A 25,083-nucleotide genomic window follows, 5' to 3' on the forward strand; every position below is an offset into this window, starting at 1 on the left:
GGCACGATGGCGAAGTACATTCTCGATGGAGCGTTGCGCTGGCTGAATCGCGATGACTGGGCGATGCAGTTCGAAGTCCTTTATCATCAGCATACGAGCTCGGCGGCACGGGCACTGGAGCTCGATGTCGAGGACATCGCGGATATCCTGGGCCCGAATCACTTCTCGCAGATCTCGGGTTGGGTCTTCGAAGATCTGCTGACCCGCACGCTGGAGGATGGGCGAAATCTCGCCAATGACTACCTCAAGCGTCGCAGCTGGAAGGAAACCGCCCGAACCAGGGCCTATATCGCGGCGCTGCGCGACTCGGTGGTCAGCATCTACGAGGTCAGTGAGCTGGTGCCGGGTGAATCGTTTCTCGCGCGCGATCTGATTCGCGGCGGCGAACCGATCCGCGTCCTGGAGCGCAGCGGCTCACGCTCGGTGCGGCCGTGGGACCGCCTGGCGACCCGTATCATGCCAAGAGGCGACGCCTTCGAGATGAGCGGGGGCACGCTGCTGTTCACCTACGACGCAGCCGAGACGCTGATCGTGCCATTGCGCAGCGTCGCTGCGGATGCGACTGCGCAGGAGTGGACGACGATACTCGCCAAGGCCGCGCCGGCCTTCACAGAGGCGTGGCTGCTGGCGTCCATTCCTCCTCTGACCGGCAGGCTCCCCGCGCTGACCAACACCGACGGCGATGAACTGGCGCCGAGCACGACGCTCTATCCGCTGCGCACCGACGTGCCCAGAGAGGACCTCATCGCTGCGCTTGGACGCGAGGACTCCTTGCCTTCGGCTGGAACCGATGTGTGGAAGTGGATGGGCGTACGCTCATCGAGCCGGTGATCGCCGGGCTTGTCGGAGCGCCGTTCTCGGAAGTCCAGTCGACCGACGAGGCAACGTTAGCGTTGCCGACCGGGAGCGATCCGCCCCCCGATATGTCAGCGGCAGAACAACAAGAGATGACTCGAAAAATGTTCGATCGCCACTATACCGCTGTGCTCGACGAGCCTGTGCCGTTTCTCGGCGGCTTGGCTCCTCGTGCCGCCGTGGGCACCGACGAAGGTCGCGCGAAGGCCGCTGACTGGCTGAAGTACCTGGAGAATCAGACGTCGAAGGTCAGGCCCGGAGAACCCGGGTACCGCTACGACTTCACATGGATGTGGGAACGCCTGGGCATCGCCCATCTGCGCCACTGATCTGATACGAAAACGCAGATGGCCACGCCAGCGCCGGCCAGCAGCACGATGTGCGCCGGGCGCGGGAGTAGCAGTGGATCGAGGCTGGCCTCGACGATGCGCATCGGCGGCACGTTCTTGCTGCCCCAATACCACAGAGCCTCGACGATCACGGTGAGGATCGGTGCGGCGATGGAAAGGCCGGCGAGCGTCAGCGGCCTGTTCCTGATGTCGCGCGGCAGGGCGCGCCACAGCATCAGCCAGAGGAACAGGCCCGAGGCCACCACCGCATCCGAGACGTTCGCCTTGGACTGCAGAAAGAAATGGACCAGCGCCAGCACCGCCAGCGGATAGACGAGATAGTGCAGGCGCTTCCAGCTGCGCCGCAGCCGGCGCTGCCAGCCATCGGTCGAGGTGATCGACAGCGCGATGAAGATCAGCACCGCGACGAAGCCGATGGTGAGATAGAAGCGCTTCACGATCTCCAGCGCGACCTCGACCAGGTTCCATTTCTGGTCGAAGACGTAGAGCGTGAAGTGCAGGAGGGCATAGCCGGCGGCGGCCAGGCCGAGGCGACGGCGCAGGGTGACGAGCGGTGGCCAGTCGAAGAGCGCGCGCGCCGGCGTGATCGCCAGGGTGATCAGCAGGAAGGCGACCGCCCAGTCGCCGGTCCACAACAACGCCGCGGTGGTCGGCCGGGCGCCCAGGCGGCCGGTCTGCCAGCGCAGCACCAGCTCGACCGCCGGCAACAGCGACAAGATGAGGACGGCGAGCTTGATCAGGGACAGGCGGCGGGCGGACGACACGGGCCCAAGCCTAACCCGTCGTGGGCTCGCATGCGCTCACACCGGCGTCAGGTGCCGGTGAAGAGCGGCGCCCGCTTGGCGATGAAGGCACGCACAGCCTCCTTGTGGTCCTCGGTCTGCTGGCCTCTCACCATCCGCTCGGCCTCCTGATCGGCCGCCGTGCGGTAGTCGACCAGCGGCGCGAGGTCGAGATTGTCCTTCATCAGGCCAAGCGCGATCGCCGGGCCGGCGGCCAGCTCGCGCGCCATGGCCAAGGCGCTGTCGCGCAGTTCGGCGTCGGCCACGACGCGGTTGACCAGGCCGATCCGCTCGGCGCTCGCGGCATCGACGCGGGCATTGGTGAACATCAGCTCGCGCGCCCGGCCGGTGCCGACCAGCCGCGTCAGCAGCCAGGCGATGCCGTAGTCGCCGCTCAGCGCCACGCGCGAATAGCCGGTGCTGATGAAGGCCGAGGCGGCGGCGATGCGGATGTCGCAGCTCAGCGCCAGCGCCAGGCCGGCGCCGACCGCCGGGCCGGGCAGCGCGGCAATGGTCGGCTTGCGCAGCGCCAGGATGGCGCCGGTCGAGGCCATCTGGCGGAACTTCAGGTCGGCCAGCCGCTCCTCGGGCGTCATGGTCGTCCTGCGGTTCTCGCCCATGCCCTTGACGTCGCCGCCGGCGCAGAAGGCGTTGCCGGCTCCGGTCAGCATGACCGCACGAATCGCGGGGTCTTCGCCGGCCAACTTGATCATGGCGCGTAGCGCGGTGCTGAGCTCGACCGACAGCGTATTGCGCGCCTCGGGCCGATTCAGGGTGACCACCAGCACGCCTTCGCGCAGCACCGCCAGCAACTGGCCGGTGCCGGTGTCGATCTGCCGTTCCATTTGGTCTTCCTCCGCGCGCTGGCAGGGGCATATCGGCATGCCGGCGGGGCCATCGGCAAGACCCCATCGGGGCTAGCGGCGGCGCCGTCGCTCATGGCATGGTGGAGGGGTGACGGTCCGACCGCGCGAGACGGCCGAGCCGCAGAGGAGGGGGTTTGCGATGAAGACTGGTATGTTGCTGGGGCTGGCCCTGGGTGCGCTGGCGCTGGGCGCCTGCACCGCCACCACCACCAAGCAGGCCGGCACACCGCTGGGCGGCGATCCGGAGTTGCGCCGCCAGAACTACGCCTGCGCCAACGGCGTGAACATCATCGTCACCTTTGACGGGCGCGCGCAGACCGCCTCGGTGCAGACGGTGGCCGACGGTCCGTCGACGACCCTCTCGCAGGTGCCGTCGACCACGGGCTTCTCCTACGCCACCGACACGCACTCGCTGCGCAGCTTCGAAGGCGCTGGCGAGGTGATGTACGGGGCCGGCCGCGCCGGCGCCCCGACCCGCTGCCGCCCCGCCGCGGCCTGATCCATATCGCCGCCGCCGTTCCGATTTCGGGGCGGCGGTCACCGGCAAGTGCCTTGCGCCGCCCCGTCGCCCGCCTCATATGCCGGGCAATGGAGGACGGCATGAGCGTTCAACTCAACCACACCATCGTCTGGAGCCGCGACCAGAAGAAGGCGGCCGCCTTTCTCACGGATATCCTCGGCCTGCCGCCGGCGACGCAGTTCAGCATTTTCGACGTCGTCGAGCTCAGCAACGGCGTGTCGCTCGATTTCCATACCGATCCCGACAACCTCGTGCTGCAGCACTACGCCTTCCTGATCAGCGAGGCGGAGTTCGACGGCGTCTTTCAGCGCATCAAGGACCGTTCGCTGAAATACTGGGCCGATCCCGGCCGCAAGAAGGAAGGCGAGATCAACCGCCACGATGGCGGCCGCGGCATGTATTTCGAGAGCCCCGACGGCCACCTGCTCGAGGTCCTGACGCGTCCCTACGGCAGCGGCAGCGCCTGAGGAACGTCGTGCGCGCCGCTCACGTTGTGGATCCATGCTTCAAGCGAAGGTGGATCCGATGGCCAGCGCCCATTCCGACCGTCGGCATCTGATCGAGATCATCAAGCGCTTCGACGCCGCGATCCTGTTGACGCGCGATCCCGCGGGCGGACGGCATGGCCGGCCGATGGCGGTTGTGGCCGTCGAGGACAACGGCGACATCTACTTCGTCAGCGATCTCGGCTCACCCAAGGTGGGCGAGATCGGCCGCGACGACGACGTTGTCGTGACCTTCCAGAGCGGCCACCGCTTCGCCATCGTCGAAGGCCCGGCCGACGTCATCGTCGACCAGGCGCTGGTCGACAAGTACTGGCGGGAATCCTGGCGTCTGTGGTTCCCGGAGGGCAGGCAGGACTGGCGCCTGTGCCTGATCCGCGTGGCGCCGGCGCGCGGCGAGTACTGGGATCGCGGCGGTCTGGAAAGCGTGCGCTTTGTCTTCGACGCGGCCAAGGCGATCGCCACCCGTACCATCCCCGAAGAACGGCCGGGCACCCACGGCAAGGTGCGGCTGTAGGGCTATTCGGCCGCGAGCCGGGGGCGCATCGCCGCCAGCAGTGCACGCAATTCGGGCAGGCACGAGCCGCAATTGGTGCCGGCCTTCGTGCGCTCGCCGATCGCCGCGGTCGTGCCGCAGCCATCGGCGATCGCCGCCTCGATCGCGGTGCGGCCGACGGCATGGCAGCTGCAGACCAGCGGCCCCTGATCGACCGCCTGGCCGGGCGCGCGTCCGCCCAGCAGCGAGCGGCGCTCTTCTGGCGTGATCGTGCGGCGTCCGCACAGCGCGCCGAGCCACTCGCGCGGCGGCAATCCCTCGGCGTCACGCGCCACGAAGGCGGCGAACTCGACGCGGCCAAAGGCGATGGCGGCGGCGCGGAAGCGGCCGATGCCGGGATCGCGATACTGCAGCCATTCCGCGCCCGAGGCGGTCGCGACGCCGAGCGCGCTCAGCCGGGCCCAGGCCTGCTGCGGCGGCTCGGCTCCGGCCAGTTCGTAGCGCCAGTGATCCTCGCCGCGCACTGCCACCCAATAGTCGAACCCACCAAGCTCCAGCGCCCGGCGCGAGAGCACGAAACCCTCCCAGCCGGTGGCGACGGGCGAGACCCGTACCGGCGTTGCCTTCAGCTCGGGTTGGCCGGACAGCGGATCGGTCTCGGGGTTGACCGCCTCGTTGACGCGCGCCGTGCCCGAGAGCACGGCGGTCCAGTGCATGGGTGCGAAGCAGGTGCCGGTCAGCTGGTCCGTCGTGATCCGCGCGCGCAGCGTCGCGGCGCCCCAGCGGCTCTCGATGCGCGCCAGCGCGCCATCGCGAACGCCCAGCCGTTGGGCATCGGCGGGGTTGAGCGCAAGAAGCGGCTCGGGCAGGTGGTTCGACAGGCGCGGCGCGCGACCGGTGCGGGTCATCGTGTGCCACTGGTCGCGATAGCGGCCGGTGTTCAGCGACAGCGGATAGTCGGCATCGGGCGCATTGCGCGGCGCGCGCGGCGTCAGGGGCACCACGCGGGCGCGCCGGTCGGGGGTGAAGAAGCCGCCCTCGGCGAACAGCCGTCGCGTCGGCTCGGCCTCGCCCGAGCGCCACGGCCAGTGGAACGGCGTCATCGCCTCGTAGCCGGCGTCGCCGATGTCTGCCATGGCGCCGATGTCGAAGTCGCGCCGGCCATCATTCTCGAAGGCCGACAGCGCAGCGTGCTCGCGGAAGATGTCGGCCGGGCCGGCGTAGTCGAAGGCCTTGGCGAAGCCCATGCGCCTGCCGACCTCGCTCACCACCCACCAATCCGGCTTCGCCAGGCCCGGCGCCGGCAGGAAGCCGCGCTGGCGCGAGATGCGCCGTTCGGAATTGGTGACCGTGCCGCTCTTCTCGCCCCAGGCCATCACCGGCAGCCGCACATGGGCGTGGCGCGCCGTGTCGGTGTCGCGCACGAACTCGCTGACCACGACCAGCTCGGCCGCCTGAAGCGCGCGCACGACCTGCGCCGCGTCGGGCAGGCTGACGGCCGGGTTGGTGGCCATCACCCAGACCGCCTTGATCTCGCCGGCCTCGACAGCGCGGAAGAACTCCACCGCCTTGTACCCGGCCGACGTGGCGGTGCGCGGCGCCTTCCAGAAGCGGCGCACGCGATCGATGTCGGCCGGATCGTCGTAGCCCATGTGGGCGGCGAGCTGGTTGGCGAGCGCGCCGACCTCGCGGCCGCCCATGGCGTTGGGCTGGCCGGTGACCGAGAACGGTCCCATGCCCGGCCGGCCGATGCGTCCGGTCAGCAGGTGGCTGTTGATGATGGCGTTGACCTTGTCGCTGCCCGACGACGACTGGTTGACGCCCTGCGAGTAGACGGTGACCGTGCGCTCGGTGCGCGCGACCAGGTCGTAGAAGGCCCGCAACTGCCTGACAGGCAGCGCGGTGATCCTGGCGACAGCGTCGATGTCCGGCGTGCCGGCGCGCGCGGCATCGAGCGCGGCATCGAGTCCGCTGGTATGGGCGGCGGTCCAGTTGTCGGCGCGCGCGCCCGAGGACTCGAGCGCCAGAAGCAGGCCGTTGAACAGCGCGACATCGGAGCCGGCGGCCAGTGGCAGATGCAGATCGGCGATGTCGCAGGTGGCGGTGCGCCGCGGATCGATCACCACGACCTTGAGCTCGGGCCGCTTCTCGCGTGCCGCGACGATGCGCTGGAACAGGATCGGGTGGCACCAGGCGAGGTTGGAGCCGGTCAGCACCACGAGGTCGGCCTGATCGAGATCCTCGTAGGTGCCCGGCACGGTGTCGGCGCCGAAGGCGCGACGATGGCCGGCGACCGACGAGGCCATGCACAGGCGTGAGTTCGTATCCAGGTGGCGCGAGCCGATGAAGCCCTTCAGCAGCTTGTTGGCGACGTAGTAGTCCTCGGTCAGCAGCTGGCCGGAAACATAGAAGCCGATCGAGTCGGGACCATGCTGCTCGATCAGCGCGGTGAAGCGCCGCGCGACATGGTCGAGCGCCTCGTCCCAGCCGGCGGCGCGGCCGTCGATCTCCGGCGCCAGCAGGCGGCCTTCCATCCCCAGCGTCTCGCCCAACGCCGAGCCCTTGGAGCACAGGCGGCCGAGATTGGCGGGGTGCTTGGGATCGCCGGCGATTCGCGCGCCGCCATTGCCGTCGGGAGTAGCCCACACGCCGCAGCCGACGCCGCAATAGGGACAGGTGGTGCGGATCGTCTCGGCGATCCGTGGACGCGGCGCGATGTCCATGGCTTACGCCGCCGCGCGGGCGAGATCGCGGCCCAGCGCGACAGCCTCGCGCAGCGCGCCGACCGGCCGTCCCTCGCGCATCAGGTCGAACAGCCAGCCGCCGTCGCGCGCATCGCCGACCAGGATCGCGCCGACCACCCTGCCGTCGCGCAGGATGACCCGGCGATAGAGCGCGCCCGAGGGATCGACGCAGAGCAGGTCCTCGTCGTCCGCCGCGGCCTCGATGATGCCGGCCGAGAACACCGAGACGCCGGCGACCTTCAGGTTGGTGCCGACGATCGAGCCCGGATAGCGCGCGGGCTCGCCGGCAAGGTGTGCAGCGAGAACCGCGGCCTGCTCCCAGGCCGGCGCGACGAGACCATAGGTCAGGCCGCGATGCTCGGCGCATTCGCCCAGTGCGAAGATGTGGGGATCGCTGGTGACGAGCGTGTCGTCGACGATCACGCCGCGACCGACGGCAAGGCCGGCCTCGAGCGCCAGGGCGGTGTTGGGCCGGATGCCGACGGCCATGACGACGAGGTCGGCCGGCAGGACGCGGCCATCCTGCAACCGCACGCCGCTGACATGGCCGTCGCCTTCGATCGCGGCCGTACTGGCCGACAGCGCGAAGGCGATGCCGCGACGCTCGAGATCGTGGCGCAGATAGGCGCCGGCGTCGGCGTCGAGCTGGCGCTCCATCAGGTGGCCCATCAGGTGCACGACCGTGACTTCGAGCCCGCGTCGCTGCAGGCCCGAGGCCGCTTCGAGGCCCAGCAGCCCGCCGCCGATGACGACGGCGGAGCGCGCCGTCCTCGTCGCCGCGATCAGGCGGTCGACGTCGTCCAGGTCGCGGAAGGTCATGACCTCCGGCAGGTTCGCGCCGGGCAAGGGCAACAGAACGGGATCGGAGCCGGTCGCCAGCACGAGGCGGTCATAGGGCGTCTCGCCGCCGCATTCGTCGATCACGACGCGACGTGCGCGATTGATGCGTGTGATCCGGCAACCGGCGGACAACGCGACGCCGCGTTCGGCGAACCACGCTGCGTCGCTTTCCATGATTGCCTCGGCACTCTTGTCGCCGGCCAGCACCGCCGAGAGCAGGATGCGGTTGTAGTTGGCTCGCGGCTCGGCGCCGAGCACGGTGATCGACCAGCGATCCGGCGCGCGCGCATGCAGGCGCTCCAGCAGCCTGTGCGCCGCCATGCCGTTGCCGACGACGACGAGGCGCTGGCGCATGCTCAGGCGGCCTTCTCGCGCGGCGCGGCGTCGCGCGGCTTGCCGCCGGCCTCGTGCTCCTCGAGGAAGGTCAGCAGCTCCTCGCGATACTCGTAGTAGCGGGCGTGCTCGAGCAGCGCCTTGCGCGTGCGCGGTCGCGGCAGGTCGACCTCCATGATCTTGCCGATGCGGGCGTTGGGCCCGTTGGTCATCATCACCACGCGGTCGGCCATCAGGATCGCCTCGTCGACATCGTGGGTGACGCAGATCGCGGTGACCTGCGTGCGCCGCCAGACGTCCATCAGGACCTCCTGCAGCTCCCAGCGCGTGAGGCTGTCGAGCATGCCGAACGGCTCGTCGAGCAGCAGGAGCTTGGGCGACAGGGCGAAAGCGCGCGCGATGCCGACCCGTTGCCGCATGCCGTTCGACAGGTCGGACGCCAGCTTGTCGCGGGAATCGGCGAGCCCGACGCGGCCGAGATAGTACTCGCAGACCTCCTGTCGCTCGGCGACAGTGGCCTGCGGATAGACCCGATCGACGCCCAGCGCCACGTTCTCGATCGCCGTCAGCCAGGGGAAGAGGGACGGCGCCTGGAACACGACGGCGCGCTCCGGGCCGGCGCCGTCGACCTCGCGGCCGTCGAGGATGATGCCGCCGGTCGTCGTCTCGTTCAGGCCGGCCGCCATCGACAGCACCGTGGACTTGCCGCAGCCGGAATGGCCGATCAGCGACACGAACTCGCCGCGGCGCATCTTCATGTCGAAGCCGTCGACGACCACGAGCGGCCCCTTCGGCGTCGGGTAGGCCTTTCTCACCTGGCTGAACTCGACGTAGCGCTCCTCGATCTTGGCGCGCGCGGCGTCGGTGTAGGCCTTTGGCGGCGGCAGTTGCGTGATCGGCACGACCTTCGGCGGCTGACGTCCCTCGTCCGCGGGCGAGCGGCGCTCGGTGCCGATGTCCATCAGGTAACGCGTTACCTCGGCGCGCAGGGCCTTGTAGGTCGGATTGTGGTTCATCGCCGCGCGATCGCGCGGACGCGGCAGGTCGACCTTGAACGACGGACCCAGCGTGGCGTCCGGGCCCGGCGTCAGCGGGATGATCCGATCGGCCAGGATGATGGCCTCGTCGACGTCGTTGGTGATCATCACCACGGTCTTGCGCGCCTGCGACCAGATGCGTTCGAGCTCGTCCTGCAGCTTGGCGCGCGTCAGCGCGTCCAGCGCCGACAGCGGCTCGTCGAGCAGCAGGATCTCGGGGTTCATGGCCAGCGCCCGGGCGACCGCCACGCGCTGACGCATGCCGCCGGACAGCTCGGCCGGTCGACGATCGATGGCGTGCCCCAGACCGACCATGTCGATGTAGCGGCGCGTGCGCGCGTCGCGCGCGCGCCGCGACTCGCCGGCGAATATCGCATCGACGGCCAGGGCGACATTGCCGTAGACCGTCATCCACGGCATCAGCGAGTAGTTCTGGAAGACCACGCCGCGATCGGGCCCCGGGCCGGTGATCGGCTGGCCGTTGAGCAGAATGTCGCCGGAATCCGGCTGGGTCAGCCCGGCGATGGACGAGATCAGCGTCGTCTTGCCTGAGCCCGAGAAGCCGACGATGGCGATGAACTCGCCTTCGCGCACCTCGAGGTTGATGTCGTGCAGCACGACCGAGCGGCGATCGCCTTCGCCGTAGCTCTTGCGCACGCCGCGCAGCTCGAGAAACGCCATGACGGTGCTCCGGATCAGCGCTGGGCGGAGTGGGTGAACGCGGCCTGGATGGCGAGCATCAGGCGATCGAGCATGAAGCCGATGATGCCGATGGTGAGCACCGCCACCATGATCTTGGCGAGGGACGCCGAGGAGCCGTTCTGGAACTCGTCCCACACGAACTTCCCGAGGCCCGGGTTCTGCGCCAGCATCTCGGCGGCAATCAGGACCATCCAGCCGACGCCCAGAGACAGCCGCAGGCCGGTGAAGATCAGGGGCAGCGACGACGGCAGCACCAGCCGGAACACCTTGGTCGTCCATTTGAGCTGCAGCACGCGGCCGACATTCACCAGGTCGCGGTCGATCGACGCCACGCCCACGGCGGTGTTGATCAGCGTCGGCCACAGCGAGCACAGGGTCACGGTGATCGCCGAGTTGAGGAACGACTTCTCGAACATCGGATCGTCGCTGACATAGACCGCGCTCACCACCATGGTGACGATCGGCAGCCACGCCAGGGGCGAAACCGGCTTGAATATCTGGATCAGCGGATTGAGCGCCGCGTTGACGCTGGAGCTCAGCCCGCACAGGATTCCCAGCGGCACGGCGATCAGCGTGGCGAGCAGGAAGCCGAGGAACACGGTCTTCAGGCTGGTCAGGATCTGGTCGAAGTAGGTCGGCTTGCCGGTGTACGGGCGCCACCTGATCTCGGCGGCGGGATTGGCCGCCAGGCGCTCGGCGTTGCGCTTCTCCTGGCGGGCGTGGAAATCGTCCGCCTTGCGCCGCTCGGCCTTGTGGTCGAGGTACAGGCCGACGGCCTGATCCCAGACCTCGACGGGACCGGGCACGGCGCCCAGGCTGGTGCGCACGGTCGGCGCCACCTGATGCCAGGCGCCGAGGAAGAGCAGGATGGCCAGCAGCGGGACACCCAGCAACCGCCAGAGGTGGCGGCTCTGCACGCGGATGTCGTCGCCCGCGGCCATGCGCAGGATCGGCGAGACCCAGCCGATCCCGACCAGGTCGAGATAGCCGGCGATCTTGCTGATCCGGGCGTGCAGCCGCTCGCGCCGGATCGCCGCCGATGCCGATGGTGTCGCCATCGCCTGTTCCGCCATTGCGCTCATCGCCGGGTCTCGCTTTCGGTTGATGCGGTCTGGTGCCGCAATGTCAGTTGCTGACGACCTTGGCGCCGTCGACGCGCTGCATGCCCTTGAGGCCGATCTTCAGCGAGTCGATGTAGGCGTTGGGCGTGCGGCCGTCGTAGGCGACGCCGTCGATGTTGTCCGAGGTCGGCGCGCGGTAGCCGTCGGTCTTCCAGGGGAAGTCCGCTTCCTTCGCCTTGCCCTCGGTGACCAGCTGCCGGGCGGCCGCGAGATAGATGTCCGGCCGGTACACCTTCCTGGCGACGTCGTGGTACCAGGAGTCCGGCTTGCCCTCGGTAATCTGGCCCCAGCGGCGCATCTGGCTCAGGTACCAGATTGCGTCGGAGTAGTAGGGATAGGTCGCGAAGTAGCGGAAGAAGACGTTGAAGTCGGGAACCGGACGCTTGTCGCCCTTCTCGTACTCGAACGTGCCGGTCATCGAGTTGGCGATGACGTTGTAGTCGGCGCCGACATACTCGGCCTTCGAGATGATCCTGGCCGCTTCGGGCCGGTTCTTGTCATTGTCGGCATCGAGCCACATGCCGGCGCGAATCAGCGCCTTGACCACCGCGAGATGGGTGTTCGGGTGCTTCTCGGCCCAGGCACGGGTGACACCGAAGACCTTCTCGGGGTTGTTCTTCCAGATCTCGTAGTCGGTGATCACCGGCACGCCGATGCCCTTGAACACCGCCTGCTGATTCCATGGCTCGCCGACGCAGTAGCCATTGATCGTGCCGGCCTCCAGGGTCGCCGGCATCTGCGGCGGCGGCGTCACCGACAGCAGGGCGTCGGCCATGATGTTGCCGGTGATGTCGGTGCTCGAATAATAGCCGGGATGGATGCCGCCCGAGGCCAGCCAGTAGCGCAGCTCGTAGTTGTGGGTCGACACCGGAAAGACCATGCCCATCTTGAAGGCGCGGCCCTTGGCGCGGAACGCCTCGATCACCGGCTTGAGATACTCGGCCTTGATCGGCCGCACCGGCTTGCCGTCGGGCTGCCGGGGCACGACGGCCTTCATGATGTCCCATACCTCGTTCGACACCGTGGTGGCGTTGCCGTTGAGGTCCATGCTGAACGCGGTGATGACATCCGCCTTGGTACCGAAGCCGATGGTGGCACCCAGCGGCTGGCCGGCGAGCATGTGGGCACCGTCGAGCGCGCCGTCGATCGTGCGGTCGAGGAGCACCTTCCAGTTGGCTTGCGGCTCCAGGCTGACGAACAGGCCCTCGTCCTCGAAGAACCCCTTCTCCTGGGCGATGGCCAACGGGACCATGTCGGTCAGCTTGATGAAGCCGAGCTTCAGCGTGTCCTTCTCGAGCTTCGCCGCCTGCGCGCGCCGGCTCGCGGCCTGGCCGATGGTGAGGGCGGAGGCGGCGGCGCCGAGCAGCGTGCGCCTGCGGGTGGTTCCCGACAGGCTGCCGGCGGTGACGTGTCGCTTGGTCATGTCGATCTGGCCTCCCGGGCCGCTGATGGTTCTGCGTCTCTTCCCGGATGGCTTTCAGTGGCCGGCCGACCTGCGTCGAAACCGGCGAGATACGCATCGACACGCATCGGATCAAAATGGCGACCGTCACAGAACAGGTCGGCACCCAGGGTGACGGCCCCACCCTTGGCGGCGGCGGCGCTCCACGGCGCCGCATGCACGCCCTCGCGCTTGAAGTCGTCGGCCGGCACAGGCTGGCCGAGATCCGAGGCGGCCAGGCGGAACGGTTCGGGGCGGTAGACCGTGTCGGCGATCGCCGCGATATCGACATCGTCGCCCATCTGGCCCCAGCGCCGCATCTGGCTCAGCGTCCAGCGCGCGTGCGAACGCCAGGGGAGGCTGGCGGCGTAGCGATCGAAGGTCGGTCCGATGCCGTCGGTGTCGGCGCCGGTGGCCAGCGCGTCCTCGATCGCGTCGGCGGGCGCGTTGACGGCCTCCGGATTGGACAGCCAATACGCCGCCTCCGCGTGGTTGGCCGGCGAGCGCAGCCAGGCCGCGGCGCGAATCAGGGCGCGCAGCAGCGCGCGCATCGCGACGGGATGGCGCTCCGCCCAGTCGGTCGTGACGGCGAGGACCTTCTCGGGGGCGTTGTTCCAGATGTCGTAGCCGTTGACCACGACGCGACCGACACCCAGGCGCTCGGCGAGGCTGTTCCACGGCGCGCCGACGCAATAGCCGTCGATGCGCCGCGCCGTGAGGTAGGTGATCATCTGCGGCGGCGGCACGACCAGCAGGCGCACGTCGCGATCGGGGTCGATGCCACCGGCGGCCAGCCAGTAGCGCAGCATGTAGTTGTGGCTGGAGTAGGGGAAGACGACGCCGAAGGTCGGTGGCGGCAGGCCGTCGGCGCGCCGCTTCGCCAGCGCCGCGCGCAGCGCGCGCGCCGTGGCAAGCGGGCCGCTCCCGCCCCTCGTGCGCGCGGCCTCGACGTCCTCGGCCAGGGCCGTCGACAGCGTCACGCCATTGCCGTTGACGTTGAGCGACATGGGTACGGTCATCGGCACGCGCCGCCCGCTCAGGCCCAGCGCGCTGGCCAGCGGCATGGCCGCCAGCATGTGTGCGCCATCGAGCACGCCCGACCCCACGAGATCGCGCACCGCCGCCCATGACGCCTGGCGCACGAGCCGCACCGACAGGCCCTCGTCGGCGAAGAAGCCGCGCTCGCGCGCCACGATCAGCGGCGCGCCGTCGACCAGCGCCACGAAGCCAAGATCCAGCTCGGTCTTTTCCAGGGAACGCACGGCGCGAACGACTCCAGATCGTCGGAGGTCGAGCCGCCATTGGCCCGGTCACGGGAGTCGCCCGCCGTTGGGCAACGCCGCTCTCTATTCAAGGAGCGTGCCAAGCCTGAAACGCCGCGTTTGCGCTGGGTCGGCCTTGCACGAGCCGACGCGTGCTGCCCAAAGCGCGCGCGGCTGCCGAAGTTTCGTCCAGCTCAGCTCTTGCCGCTGCCGAGCAGCTCGCTCACCGAGATCACCTGCTCGGCGATCTCGACCAGCCGCTTGCCCTTGTCCATCGCCAGCTTGCGCAGCGCCTTGTAGGCCTCATCCTCGGTGATGCCGCGCTGGCTCATCAGGATGCCCTTGGCGCGGTCGATCTGGCGGCGCTCGACCAGCGTCGCCTTGGTGCGCGCCAGCTCGTCGCGCAGTTCCTGCACGGCGCGAAAGCGCGCGATCGCCACGTCCATGATCGGTTTGACGCGCGCCGGGCTCAGCCCGTCGACCACGTAGGACGTCACGCCGGCGCGCACGGCCTCGACGGCCAGCGTCTCGTCGGTCTCATCGACGAACATCACGATCGGCTGGGCGCGTTCGCGCGACACCGAGCGCATCTGCTCAAGCATGTCGCGGTTGGGCGAGGTGACGTCGACGATGATCATGTCCGGCGTATGGGTGCGCACGCGCTCGAGCAGGTCGTCGGCGCCCGGCACGCGCGCCACGACCTGATGCCCGGCATCCGCCAGGGTGCGCTCCAGCATCGCCGCGCGTTCGCTGTCCGCGTCGACGAGCAGGATGCGCAGCGGTGCATCGCAGGTGCCCTTCATGCCCGCTTCCTTAGCAATCGCCATGCCGCGCCGCACCATTGTGCGCTGCATTGCACAAATTTCGCTCAGATGGGGCTATCGACGAAGCCATAACCCATTGGAATCGCAGGGCTGGCATGCCGGTTGCTTATATTGGGTCACCGGGGCGGCAACGATGTCGCACGGTCCCTGCGGCACAGTTGTCGTGCATCGTCGTGATCGGCGGGCTGTTCATGCGCGCGTTGCCGCTCTTCCACGATCTGCGTGACCGCCTCTGCCTCGTGATCGGCGGCGGCGAGGCCGCGCTACGCAAGGCGGCGGTGCTGGAGTCGCTCGGCGCGCGGGTGGTCCACCGCGCGACGGCCGATGACCTGGACGATGTCGCACTGGTCGTTGTCGCGGGGGCCGACGAGGACGCTGCCCGGCGCGCCTTCGAGCTGTGCAGGGCGCGCGGCGTTCCCGTCAACGCGGTCGATCGGCCGCGCTACTGCACGGTGACCTGGCCGGCGATCGTCGATCGTGATCCGATCACCATCGCCATCGGCACCGCGGGTGCCGCGCCGACGCTCGCGCGCCTGCTGCGTGCGCGCATCGAACGGGCCGTGCCGGCGCAGATGGCCGCTCTCGCCCGTCTCGCCGAGTCATGGCGCGCGCGGGTGAAGGCCGCGTTGCCGCTTCCCGCGTCGCGGCTGCGGTTCTGGGAGCGCTTCTTCGAGGGCGCCGTCGCCGAGGCGGCGCTGGACGGCGATGTCGCGGAGGCGGATCGGCGTGCGCGGGCACTGCTGAGCGGCGCCGAGGCTCAGCCGCGCGGTGTCGTGCACCTCGTCGGCGCGGGACCGGGCGATCCCGAGCTGCTGACCTTGCGCGCTCTGCGCCTGATCCAGTCGGCCGACGTGATCGTGCATGACCGGCTGGTCGGTGAGGAGATCCTGGCCTTCGCGCGGGTCGACGCCCAGCGCATCTATGTCGGCAAGCGCCGCGCCCATCACTGCGTGCCGCAGCCCGACATCAATACCCTGCTGATCGAGCATGCCCGCGCCGGCAGGCGCGTCGTGCGGCTGAAGGGTGGCGATCCGTTCGTCTTCGGCCGCGGCGGCGAGGAGATCGAGGCGCTGCTCGAGGCCGGCATCGCCTGCGACGTGACGCCGGGCATCACCGCGGCCACCGGCTGCGCCGCCTATGCCGGCATCCCGCTGACCCACCGCGATCACGCCCATACCTGCCTGTTCGTCACCGGCCATCTCAAGGACGGCATCCTCGATCTGAACTGGGACGTGCTCGCCCGACCGCGCCAGACGCTGGCGGTATACATGGGTCTCGTCTCCTTGCCGCAGCTCTCGCGTCAGCTCATCGCCCATCGCCTGCCGGGCAGCACGCCGGCGGCGGTGGTGATCGACGGCACGCGGCCGACGCAGCGTGTGATCGCCGGAACCCTGGCGAGCCTGCCGGGGCTTGCGGCATCGCTCGATGTTTCGCGGCCGGCGCTGGTGCTGATCGGTGACGCCGTGGGCGTCGCCGCACGCATGCCGGCCGATGCCTGGGCGATGGCGGCGGAGTGAACGCTATGGCCGGCGCGACCAGCTCGACGCGTTGACCGCGCCGGGCGGGATCTCGCCGCGCAGCAGCGCCCGCACCTGGCCCACCGTGTCCATCGCCTGGCTCTCGCTCGCGGGCGGCGTCAGGCCGCCGATATGCGGCGTGGCGATCACGTTGGGCAGGCGCGCCAGCTCGGGCGAGGGCATCTGGTCGGGTGCGCGGCCGACATCCATCGCCGCACCGGCGATGCGGCCCTCGGCCAGGGCCGCCGCCAGCGCGGCCTCGTCGACGAGATTGCCGCGCGAGAGGTTGATGAAGAAGGCCTCCGGCCGCATGCGCGCGAAGGCGGTCGCGTCGAGCAGGTTCTCGGTCTCCTCGTTGGCGATGGCGAGGCAGACGACATAGTCGGCGCGGCCCAGCAGCTCCTCCATGGGCAGCTTGATGAAGCGCGGGTCGTCGACCTGGGCGTAGGGGTCCGACACCAGCACCGTCATGCCGATGGCCGTGAGCAGCGGCGCGAGATCACGCGCGATGCGGCCATAGCCGATGATGCCCACCGTGCTGCCCGCGAGCTGGCGACCGACGCGGATCTCCGGCTTCTGTCCGGCATGGTACGAGGCCGCGGCGCGCGAGACGCCGCGCGAGAGATCGACCAGGAAGCCCAACGCCAGCTCGACGACGGATTTCACGAAACCCGGCTCGGCGCGCGTCACCAGGATGCCGGCCTTCGAGGCGGCCTCGACGTCGATGTTGCGGATGTCGACGGCGGTGCGCATCACGGCGCGTAGCTTCGGCAGGGCGGCAAAGACCTCCGCCGGCACCGGCGTCGAGCGATCGACGATGACCAGCTCAACGTCCTGCGCCGCGGCGATCAGGCCTGCGGCATCGAGCGGCGTGTCTGCCTCATGCGTGCTGAGCTCGACCAGGCCGCGCAGCAGCTCGAGCGGCCTGGCGCCGTAGTATTGGCGGCGCGATTGCGGTGTATGCGTCAGCAGCAGCTTCACGGTTGGCGACTTCACGGGCGCATCGGCGTCGCTTCGCCGAGCAGGGAGACATGCGCGGTGACGATGCGCCAGCCTTCGGGCGTGCGCATCCAGGTATGGCTCTGCCGGCCGGTGCGCGTCATGCCGTGGCGCCGGAACTCGACATTGGCGGTACCGAAATCGCGACCGTAGGTGACGATCCACACCTTCAGAAGGTCGCGGCTCAGCACGAAGGCCGGGTCGCGGCCGGACCGGAAGGCGGCGATCTCGTCATGGCCGTAAAGCTGCTCGCCAATGCCGTAGCGCAGCGTGTGCGGGCTCTTCCAGAACAGCGCGTCGAGCGTCTCGACATCGTTGGTGTTGAGCGCCGTCTCGTAGCGATAGAACGCATCGGTGACCTCCCGGACGATCTCCGGGATGTTGATCTCGTGGCTCATCGGCGTCTTCCTTAGCACAGAATGCGGCAGTGCTGCCCCGTCATCCCGAGCGCAGCGAGGGATCCAGGGCCGCCATCCTGGATCCCTCGCTGCGCTCGGGATGACAGAGTGATGGGTTCAGCATTCACGCCGGCGGCGCGGTGCAAATTCCTTCCCTCTCGAGCCAGGCGGCGACACGCAGCGCCGCCTGCTCGTTGAACGGCCGCGCGATCACCTGCACCGCGATCGGCAGTCCCCCAGGTCGTTGCACCGGCACCGCCACGACGGGCAGACCGATGAACGAGATCGGCTGGGTGAAGATGCCGAGATTGGCGCGCACCGGCATCTCGACTCCGGCGATGCTCATCGTCTTCTGGCCGAGCGACGGCGCGGTGGTCGGCGTCGCCGGCGCGAGGATCACGTCGACTTCGTCGAACAGCCTCAGCGTCTGGCTGCGGAAGACGCGGCGGAAGCGTTGCGCCTTGATGTACCAGGCAGCCGGAATCAGCGCACCGGCCATGAAGCGCTCGCGCGTGTCGGGGTCGAAATCCTGCGGCTGGGCGCGCAGCCGGTCGAGATGCAGCGCGGCGCCCTCGGAGGCGGTGATGATGTAGGCGCAGCCGCGTGCGCGCGCGGCGTCGACGATCGCAACCCTGCGTGTCGCGCCCAGAGCCCGCGCGACGGTGGCGACGGCTTCGGCGGCCACGGGCTCGAGCTGGCGCTCGAAGTAGTCGCCCGCGACGGCGATACGCAGACCGCCGATGCCCTCCCCGAGCAGCGGCATGGTCGCCATCGCCGGTCGCCCGGTGCAGACCGGGTCGTCCTCGTCGGCCCCCTGCATGGCGTCGAACGACAGCGCGAGATCCGCCGCCGAACGCGCCAGCGGGCCGAGATGGTCGAGGCTGTCGACGAAGGGAAAGCTGCGCGCGCGGCTCAGCCTTCCATAGGTCGGCTTCAGGCCGAACAGGCCGCAGAGCGACGACGGCACGCGGATCGAGCCGTTGGTGTCGGAGCCCAGCGCGATCGGCACCAGCCCGCCGGCCGCCGCGGCGCCCGAGCCGCCCGACGAGCCGCCGGTCATGCGCGACGGATCGCGGGGATTGCGCGAAGGGCCGTAGTGGCTGTTCTCGCCGGTGAAGTCGTAGGCGTATTCGCCCATGTTCAGGCCGCCCAGCAGGACGGCGCCGGCTTCCTCCATGCGCTCGATCAGGGCCGCGTCGCGCGGCGCCGGCGGCAGGTCGGCGTTGATCTTCGCGCCGGCCAGGGTCGGCACGCCCGAGATGTCGAACAGGTTCTTCACCGCGAAGGGTGTGCCGGCGAGCGGGCCGGGATCGCCGCCCGCCGCGATCATCGCGTCGATCGCCGCCGCCTTCCTGCGCGCGCGTTCCGTCGTCACGATGGTGAAGGCGTTGAGGGCGCCGTCGCGCGCGGCGATGCGCGCCAACGCCGCTTCGGTCACGGCCGACGCGGTGACGCGCTTCGCCCTGACCGCCAGCGCGATGTCGCTGGCCGTCGCCTGCGCCGAGGTCGGATCGAGGCTCATGGCTCGAACACGGGCGCGCTCTCGGTGGCGTCGGGCAGCGGCGCGGCGAGCGCCAGCCCGGCGATGGTGCGCGCGATATCGAAACTGGCGATCACCTTGTCGCGCAAGGCCGGATCGATCGGCAGGCCGATGATCCTTGCCATGGCGTCGACATAGGTGCCGGTATCGTCCTCGGGCTGCATGCTCAATCCTCCCCTGATTGGGCGAAGTGGCAGGCAACGTCGCGCACCGGGCTCACGCGGCGCAAGGCGGGCATCGATTCGGCGCAGTCGCGGGTGCCCACCGGGCAGCGGCCGTAGAAGCGGCACACATTGGGATCCGGGTCGATCGGGCTGCGCGGCTCGCCCGACAGGCGCAGGCGGCCGGCGCGCCGCGCCGGATCGGCCTGCGGGATCGCCGAGATCAATGCGCGCGTGTAGGGATGCAGCGGCCTGGCGAAGACCTCGGCCGCCGGACCGGCTTCGACGATCTTGCCGAGATACATCACCAGCACGCGATCGCACAGCAGGCGCACGACGTTGAGGTCGTGGCTGACGAAGAGATAGCTCATGCCCAGCCGCGCCTTGAGGTCCTGCAGCAGCTGCAGGATCACGACCTGCACCGAGACGTCGAGTGCCGCCGTGGGCTCGTCGAGGATCAGCAGCTCGGGCTCGACGGCGATGGCGCGGGCGATGCCGACGCGCGCCTTCTGGCCGCCGGAGAGCTGGTGTGGGAAGCGGCTCAGCAACTCGCGCGGCAGGCCGGTCATGTCGGCGAGGTCGTTGACCCGGTCGGTCAACGCTTCGCCGCTGGTGCGCTTCAGGCGGCGCAGCGGATCGGCGATCGCGTCGAAGGCGGTGTAGCGCGGGTTCAGCGAATCGCCGGCATCCTGGAACACCATCTGGATGCGCGCGCGGTTCTCGTTGGCGGCGAAGTCGCGGGCGCGGAACAGCGACAGCTCGGTGGCGCCCAGGCGGATCATGCCGTCGGTGGGATCGAGCAGGCGGTTGATCAGCCGCACCAGAGTCGACTTGCCGCAGCCCGATTCGCCCACCAGGCCGACGGTCTCGCCGCGGCCGATGGCGAGGCTGACATCGTCGACCGCGCGTAGCGTCGGCGACGGCGCCGCTTCGCCCCGCAGCCGCTCGCGCAGGCGCTGCCAGGCGCCGCGCTTGCCGCCGACCTCGAAGTGCTTGTGCAGCTCGGCGATGTCGAGCAGTGGCGCGCTCATAGCGGATTCCGGCAGGCCACGATGTGCGTCTCGGCCAGCGCGGTGCGCGGCAGCGGCCCGGCACAGGCCTCGAGGCGGCGCTCGCAACGCTCGCTGTAGCGGCAGCTCGGCAGGTCGGCGCGGCGAAGGTCGGGCAGCGAGCCGGGAATCGAGGCAAGCGAGGCCAGCGCACCGCTCTCGCCGGGCGTCGCCGCCAGCAGCCGGGCGGAATAGGGATGGCGCGCGGCGTTGAACAGCGTGGCGCTGCGCGCGCTCTCGACGATGTGGCCGGCATGCATGACGACGATGCGGTCGCAGTACTCCGCCGCGAGCGTCAGGTCGTGGGTGATGAAGATCGTCGCGGTGCCGGTCTCCCGTGCCAGCTCGGCGATCAGGTCCATGATCACCGCCTGGGTCGTGACGTCGAGACCGGTCGTGGGCTCGTCGGCGATCAGCAGGCTGGGCCGGCAGGCGATGGCGATGGCGATCATGACGCGCTGGCACATGCCGCCGGAGAGCTCGAAGGGATAGGCCTTGGCGCGGCGTTCCGGGTCGGGGATGCGCACCTTCTTCAGCATCTCGATCGCCAGCTTCGGCGCCTGCGCGCGCGTGGCGCCGCCGTGGCGCACCAGCACGTCGGCGATCTGCTCGCCGACGCGGCGGATCGGATTGAGCGCCGTGCGCGGGTTCTGGAAGATCATCGACAGCTCGCGACCGCGCAGCTCGGCCAGCTCACGCTCGGGCAGGCTCAGCAGATCGGAGCCGCCGAACATCGCCGTCCCTGACGTGACGCGGCCGGCGGGATCGAGGATGCCCATGACGGCGAAGGCGGTGACCGACTTGCCCGAGCCGCTTTCACCGACCAGCGCCACCGTCTCGCCCTTGGCGATGCTGAAGCCGACCTGGTCGAGCACCTTGACCACGCCGGAGCGGGTACGGAACTCGACGCTGAGATCCTCGACGGCGAGCGCGGGCGCGGCGCTCATGTGCGCTTCCTCATGTGCGCTTCCTCGGGTCGATGATGTCGCGCAGCCCGTCGCCCAGCAGGTTGAAGCAGAACACCGCCAGCATCAGCGTCGCGCCGGGAAACAGCGCGATCCACCATTCGCCCGACTGGATGAAGTTGGCGCCCTCGGCGACCATGATGCCCCATTCCGGGGCCGGCGGGCGCACGCCCAGGCCGATGAACGACAGGCCCGCGGCATTGAGGATGGCGTAGCCCATGGTCAGCGACATCTGCACCATCATGATCGGCATGATGTTGGGCAGGATGTGGCCGAACAGCACGCGCGCCTCGCCGTTGCCCGATAGTCGCGCGGCTTCGACGAAGCCGGCCTCGCGGCGGATATTGGCCTCGGCGCGCGCCACGCGGACATAGAGCGGGAAGTTGATGATCGCCGTGGCGATGATGATGTTGGTGACCTTGTTGCCGAGCGCCGCGACGATACCCATGGCGAGCACGAAGAGCGGGAAGGCCATGATGGTGTCGGCGAGCCGGCCGACGATCCTGTCCGGCCATCCCCCGAAATAGCCGGCGGCGACGCCGGAGACCGCGCCGAGCAGGAAGGCCAGGATCACCGAGGCGAAGGCGATGGTGAGATCGAGCCGTGTCGCCACCAGCACGCGGCTGAAGATGTCGCGGCCGAGCTGGTCGGTGCCGAACCAGTGCGCCGCCGAGGGCGGCTTCAGGGCGAGGCTGGTGTTGGTCGCCAGCGGATCATGGGGCGCGATCACGGGTCCGAAGATCGCCGCCAGCAGGAACAGGGCGAACAGGCCGAAGGCGAAGGCCGTAACCGGATTCTCCGACAGCACGTAGCGGGCGTGGCGCAGCAGGGGGAGCATGGCTAACTCCCTTCCCCCGGAGGGGGAAGGTGGCGCGCGCAGCACGACGGAAGGGGGATGTCGAAGACGAACGCAAGAGTCCGTCTTCGACATCCCCCTTCCGCCCTTCGGGCACCTTCCCCCTTCGGGGGAAGGTAAAGGTGCGTGGCCTCCCTCACGCGTCGAGCCTCACGCGCGGATCGACCAAGCCGTAGAGGATGTCGATCACCAGATTCAGGGCGATGTAGAGCACCGCCATGGTCAGCACGAAGCCCTGCACCGGTGCGTAGTCCGAGGTGATCAGTGCGTTGACGGCATACAGGCCGATGCCCGGCCAGGCGAACACCGTCTCGACCAGCACGTTGGCGCCCAGCAGGAAGGAGAACACCATGCCAAGCGTGGTGATCACCGGCAGCACGGCGTTGCGGAAGGCGTAGGTGAAGATCACGGTGCGCGGCGCCAGGCCGCTGGCGCGCGCGGTGCGGATGAAGTCGCTGCCCAGCACCGACAGCATCGAGCCGCGCGTCATGCGGGCCAGCGGCGCCAGCGAGAAGATCGCCATCGCCGAGGCGGGCAGCGCCAGCTGCCGCAGGCTGCCCCAGAAGGCCTCGCCGTTGCCGGTCAGCAGGCTGTCGATCAGGTAGAAACCGGTGATGTGCGTCGGCGGCGAGACGAAGATGTCGAGCCGGCCGGTGGGCGCCGGCGCGATCTGCAGCAGGTAATAGAAGACATAGGCGAAGAGCAGGCCGGTGAAGAACACCGGCAAGGACACGCCGGCGGTGGTGACGATTCGGCAGAGATGGTCGATCCACGAGCCCTGCTTCACCGCCGCCAGCACACCCAGCGGGATGGCGATCCCCGCTGAGACGAAAAGCGCCACCAGCGTCAGCTCGGCCGAGGCGGGCAGGCGGGTGGCGATCTCGCTGACGACGGGTTGGCCGGTCGACAGCGAGGTGCCGAGATTGCCGCTCAGCAGGTCGCCGACATAGACGACGAACTGCTCGGGCAGCGATTTGTCGAGCCCGAGCTTGGCGCGGATCTCGGCGATCGCCTGCGGCGTGGCGGCGAGCCCGGCGAAATACGCTGCCGGATCGCCCGGCAGCAGGCGGGTGAGCATGAAGGTGACGATCACCACGCCGATGACGCTCGGCACGGCCGTCGCCAGGCGCGACAGGATCTGGCCGAGCATCGCCGATGTACCTCAGCCCTTGACGAGCTGGCGGTAGTCGAGCTGGCGATGGAACCAGTAGCGGTAGCCGGTGACGTTCTTCTGCATCGCCACGTTGAGCAGCGGCTGGAACAGCGGGATGCGCGGCACGTCCTCGAACGCCGTGTCGACGAAGCCCTTTACCGCCGCCTCGTATTCCGGTCCCGTGCTGAAACGCGCCTTGTCGATCAGCGCGTCCATGGCGGGGTTCTGGTAGCTCATGGTGTTGAAGACGGCGTTCTGGCCGTGATAGCACCAGAAGAAGAAGTACTCGGCGTAGTTCAGCCAGCCGCCGAAGGTGTTGGTGATCATCGGCATCTGCTTCTTCAAGAGCTCCGCACGCCAGTTGGCGCCGGGGATCTTGTTGATCGTCGCCTTGATGCCGATCTGGCCGAGGGCCTCCTGCACCAGCACGCTGAGCGGTTCGTTGATGCCGGCGAGACCGAGGTCGAAGCTCAGCGTCGTCTCGAAGCCGTTGGCATGGCCGGCCTCGGCCAGCAGCGCCTTGGCCTTGGCGATGTCCGTTGTGTAGCCGTGCTTCTGCGGCCAGCTCGTGCCCTTGGCCTTGTTGTCGGCGCCGCCGTAGAGCGGGATCGACTGGCCGTACATCACGGCCTCGTGGATCTTCTGGTAGGGGATGGCATAGGCCACCGCCTGGCGCACCTTGACGTTGTCGAACGGCTTCTGCTTCACGTTCATGCCGATGTACTGCATGGCGTTCTCGACCGGCGTGCCGACGATGCTGAGCTTGGGCGAGGCCTTGAGCTCGGCGAAATCCTTCGAGCCGAGATCGAATGAGATGTCGGCGTCGCCGCGCTCCAAAAGCGCGCGCCGGTTGCCGGCGCTGGGAATGATGCGCAGGATCACGCGGCGGATCTTGGGCAGCGTGCCGTTCTTCCAGTCCTCGTTGCGCGCGTAGACGACCTCCTGGCCGGGCTGCCAGCGCTCGACCTTGTAGGCGCCGCCGCCGGCGAGGTTGTTCTTGGTCCACTCCATCGCCCAGGGGTCCGTGGCGGTCGCGTGCTTCTTGCAGAGCTCGGAATGCATGACGACTGGCACCGGCACGGCGAGGTCGGGCATGGTGAGCTTGTCGGCGCGCAGGAAATCGACGCGGAAAGTGTGATCGTCGACGGCGACGAACTGCTCGGGCTTCTCCAGCGAGCCCGCCCGCATCTGGAAGGTCGGGAAGCCGCCCACCTTGACGGCGCGGTCGAACGACCACTTCACGTCCTTCGCCGTGATCGGCGTGCCGTCGTGGAACTTGGCATCCTTGCGCAGCTTGAAGGTCGCCGAGGTCGCGGTGACGTTGAAGTCGGTCGCCAGTTCGGGCTCGAGCTTGGAATAGTCGTAGTGGTCGTGACCGCTGGAATCCTTCTTCACGCCATAGGTCATCAGCCGGTCATGCGTGTTCCACGACACCTCGTAGGACGGCCGGTTGGCGCCCACGCCGTGGATGTCCATCATGTTGGGCGTGTTCTCGGCGACGATCAGCAGCGTCTCCTGCCGGGACTGCGCCTTCAGCGGCGAGAACACCGCCGGCGCCGCCATTGACGTGGCCAAGGCGCTCGAAGATGCGAGAAAGGTGCGGCGCTTCATGATGGATCTCCCCGTCTGCCCCGACGCACAGGCAGCAAGGGGTGTGCCAGCGGCTTTCCCATGGATTCACGGGGTTGTCTGACGAGGGGGGAGCCACTTTGCATACAATAAGTCGCTTCATGCCTACTAATTAGGCAAGCTGGAACTGATCCGGCGTT

24 protein-coding genes are annotated in these 25,083 nt (G+C 69.0%); 6 read left to right on the forward strand and 18 right to left on the reverse strand.

Features of this window, described 5'->3' with window-relative positions; translation table 11 throughout:
• Positions 1 to 6: 6 nt before the first annotated feature.
• Positions 7 to 831, forward strand: a complete 825-nt coding sequence (locus KF889_22695; GenBank protein MBX3502259.1) for a hypothetical protein — start codon at positions 7 to 9, stop codon at positions 829 to 831.
• The gene (locus KF889_22700; protein ID MBX3502260.1) at positions 795 to 1,184 is read left to right on the forward strand and encodes a hypothetical protein; all 390 of its coding nucleotides are present in this window, start codon (positions 795 to 797) and stop codon (positions 1,182 to 1,184) included. Before KF889_22695 ends, KF889_22700 begins: the two co-directional genes overlap by 37 nt.
• Here the strand turns inward: KF889_22700 and KF889_22705 are convergent.
• Together KF889_22705 and KF889_22710 are read right to left on the reverse strand one after the other, a co-directional pair.
• Entirely contained in the window at positions 1,130 to 1,969 is an 840-nt protein-coding gene (locus tag KF889_22705) for a sulfoxide reductase heme-binding subunit YedZ (protein MBX3502261.1), read from the reverse strand. The two genes, KF889_22700 and KF889_22705, sit on opposite strands and share 55 nt — an antisense overlap.
• 47 nt (positions 1,970 to 2,016) lie before the next feature.
• Positions 2,017 to 2,832 carry an enoyl-CoA hydratase gene (locus KF889_22710; GenBank protein MBX3502262.1) on the reverse strand — a complete coding sequence of 272 codons (816 nt, stop codon included), beginning with the start codon at positions 2,830 to 2,832 and terminating at the stop codon, positions 2,017 to 2,019.
• Between the two features lie 160 nt (positions 2,833 to 2,992).
• Here KF889_22710 and KF889_22715 point away from each other — a divergent pair, with 160 nt between their 5' ends.
• The 3 genes from KF889_22715 (at position 2,993) to KF889_22725 (ending at position 4,393) form a co-directional block, all read left to right on the forward strand.
• Positions 2,993 to 3,352: an MliC family protein gene (locus tag KF889_22715; GenBank protein MBX3502263.1), complete on the forward strand. Its 360-nt coding sequence runs from the start codon at positions 2,993 to 2,995 to the stop codon at positions 3,350 to 3,352.
• Positions 3,353 to 3,453: 101 nt separating this feature from the next.
• On the forward strand, positions 3,454 to 3,840 hold the full coding sequence (locus KF889_22720) for a VOC family protein (protein MBX3502264.1): 387 nt from the start codon (positions 3,454 to 3,456) through the stop codon (positions 3,838 to 3,840).
• 58 nt (positions 3,841 to 3,898) lie between these two features.
• The gene (locus KF889_22725) at positions 3,899 to 4,393 is read left to right on the forward strand and encodes a pyridoxamine 5'-phosphate oxidase family protein (GenBank protein MBX3502265.1); all 495 of its coding nucleotides are present in this window, start codon (positions 3,899 to 3,901) and stop codon (positions 4,391 to 4,393) included.
• Positions 4,394 to 4,395: 2 nt separating this feature from the next.
• Here KF889_22725 and KF889_22730 read toward each other — a convergent pair whose 3' ends face one another.
• The 7 genes from KF889_22730 to KF889_22760 all read right to left on the reverse strand — a co-directional run bounded on the left by KF889_22730 (position 4,396) and on the right by KF889_22760 (position 14,655).
• Positions 4,396 to 7,071 carry a molybdopterin-dependent oxidoreductase gene (locus KF889_22730; GenBank protein ID MBX3502266.1) on the reverse strand — a complete coding sequence of 892 codons (2,676 nt, stop codon included), beginning with the start codon at positions 7,069 to 7,071 and terminating at the stop codon, positions 4,396 to 4,398.
• Positions 7,072 to 7,098: 27 nt separating this feature from the next.
• A complete protein-coding gene (locus KF889_22735) occupies positions 7,099 to 8,310 on the reverse strand; it encodes an NAD(P)/FAD-dependent oxidoreductase (protein ID MBX3502267.1) in 1,212 nt (403 codons plus the stop codon).
• Positions 8,311 to 8,312: 2 nt separating this feature from the next.
• The gene (locus KF889_22740) at positions 8,313 to 10,007 is read right to left on the reverse strand and encodes an ABC transporter ATP-binding protein (GenBank protein ID MBX3502268.1); all 1,695 of its coding nucleotides are present in this window, start codon (positions 10,005 to 10,007) and stop codon (positions 8,313 to 8,315) included.
• Between the two features lie 14 nt (positions 10,008 to 10,021).
• The gene (locus KF889_22745) at positions 10,022 to 11,110 is read right to left on the reverse strand and encodes an ABC transporter permease (GenBank protein ID MBX3502269.1); all 1,089 of its coding nucleotides are present in this window, start codon (positions 11,108 to 11,110) and stop codon (positions 10,022 to 10,024) included.
• A 43-nt stretch (positions 11,111 to 11,153) separates the two neighbouring features.
• Positions 11,154 to 12,572: an ABC transporter substrate-binding protein gene (locus tag KF889_22750; GenBank protein MBX3502270.1), complete on the reverse strand. Its 1,419-nt coding sequence runs from the start codon at positions 12,570 to 12,572 to the stop codon at positions 11,154 to 11,156.
• Positions 12,569 to 13,852 carry an ABC transporter substrate-binding protein gene (locus KF889_22755; protein ID MBX3502271.1) on the reverse strand — a complete coding sequence of 428 codons (1,284 nt, stop codon included), beginning with the start codon at positions 13,850 to 13,852 and terminating at the stop codon, positions 12,569 to 12,571. Before KF889_22755 ends, KF889_22750 begins: the two co-directional genes overlap by 4 nt.
• Before the next feature lie 194 nt (positions 13,853 to 14,046).
• Entirely contained in the window at positions 14,047 to 14,655 is a 609-nt protein-coding gene (locus tag KF889_22760) for an ANTAR domain-containing protein (protein MBX3502272.1), read from the reverse strand.
• A 212-nt stretch (positions 14,656 to 14,867) separates the two neighbouring features.
• Here KF889_22760 and cysG point away from each other — a divergent pair, with 212 nt between their 5' ends.
• Positions 14,868 to 16,193: a siroheme synthase CysG gene (gene cysG / locus KF889_22765; protein ID MBX3502273.1), complete on the forward strand. Its 1,326-nt coding sequence runs from the start codon at positions 14,868 to 14,870 to the stop codon at positions 16,191 to 16,193.
• Between the two features lie 3 nt (positions 16,194 to 16,196).
• Here the strand turns inward: cysG and KF889_22770 are convergent, their stop codons facing one another.
• From KF889_22770 to KF889_22810, 9 genes are all read right to left on the reverse strand, one after another.
• The gene (locus KF889_22770) at positions 16,197 to 17,174 is read right to left on the reverse strand and encodes a hydroxyacid dehydrogenase (GenBank protein ID MBX3502274.1); all 978 of its coding nucleotides are present in this window, start codon (positions 17,172 to 17,174) and stop codon (positions 16,197 to 16,199) included.
• Between the two features lie 11 nt (positions 17,175 to 17,185).
• On the reverse strand, positions 17,186 to 17,590 hold the full coding sequence (hpxZ, locus tag KF889_22775) for an oxalurate catabolism protein HpxZ (GenBank protein MBX3502275.1): 405 nt from the start codon (positions 17,588 to 17,590) through the stop codon (positions 17,186 to 17,188).
• 124 nt (positions 17,591 to 17,714) lie between these two features.
• A complete protein-coding gene (locus tag KF889_22780; GenBank protein ID MBX3502276.1) occupies positions 17,715 to 19,112 on the reverse strand; it encodes an AtzE family amidohydrolase in 1,398 nt (465 codons plus the stop codon).
• Positions 19,109 to 19,294, reverse strand: coding sequence for a DUF4089 domain-containing protein (locus tag KF889_22785; GenBank protein MBX3502277.1), 186 nt, complete (start codon positions 19,292 to 19,294; stop codon positions 19,109 to 19,111). The genes KF889_22780 and KF889_22785 overlap by 4 nt, the downstream gene beginning before the upstream one ends.
• Positions 19,295 to 19,296: 2 nt before the next feature.
• Complete coding sequence (locus KF889_22790; GenBank protein MBX3502278.1) at positions 19,297 to 20,322, reverse strand: ABC transporter ATP-binding protein; 1,026 nt, start codon at positions 20,320 to 20,322, stop codon at positions 19,297 to 19,299.
• Positions 20,319 to 21,287, reverse strand: coding sequence for an ABC transporter ATP-binding protein (locus KF889_22795; GenBank protein MBX3502279.1), 969 nt, complete (start codon positions 21,285 to 21,287; stop codon positions 20,319 to 20,321). Before KF889_22795 ends, KF889_22790 begins: the two co-directional genes overlap by 4 nt.
• Positions 21,288 to 21,297: 10 nt before the next feature.
• Positions 21,298 to 22,143: an ABC transporter permease gene (locus KF889_22800; GenBank protein ID MBX3502280.1), complete on the reverse strand. Its 846-nt coding sequence runs from the start codon at positions 22,141 to 22,143 to the stop codon at positions 21,298 to 21,300.
• A 154-nt stretch (positions 22,144 to 22,297) separates the two neighbouring features.
• On the reverse strand, positions 22,298 to 23,311 hold the full coding sequence (locus KF889_22805) for an ABC transporter permease (GenBank protein MBX3502281.1): 1,014 nt from the start codon (positions 23,309 to 23,311) through the stop codon (positions 22,298 to 22,300).
• Positions 23,312 to 23,323: 12 nt separating this feature from the next.
• Entirely contained in the window at positions 23,324 to 24,925 is a 1,602-nt protein-coding gene (locus tag KF889_22810; protein MBX3502282.1) for an ABC transporter substrate-binding protein, read from the reverse strand.
• Between the last annotated feature and the right edge of the window lie 158 nt (positions 24,926 to 25,083).

This window comes from Alphaproteobacteria bacterium (genome assembly GCA_019635875.1).
Classification (GTDB): Bacteria; Pseudomonadota; Alphaproteobacteria; order Reyranellales; family Reyranellaceae; genus JAFAZJ01.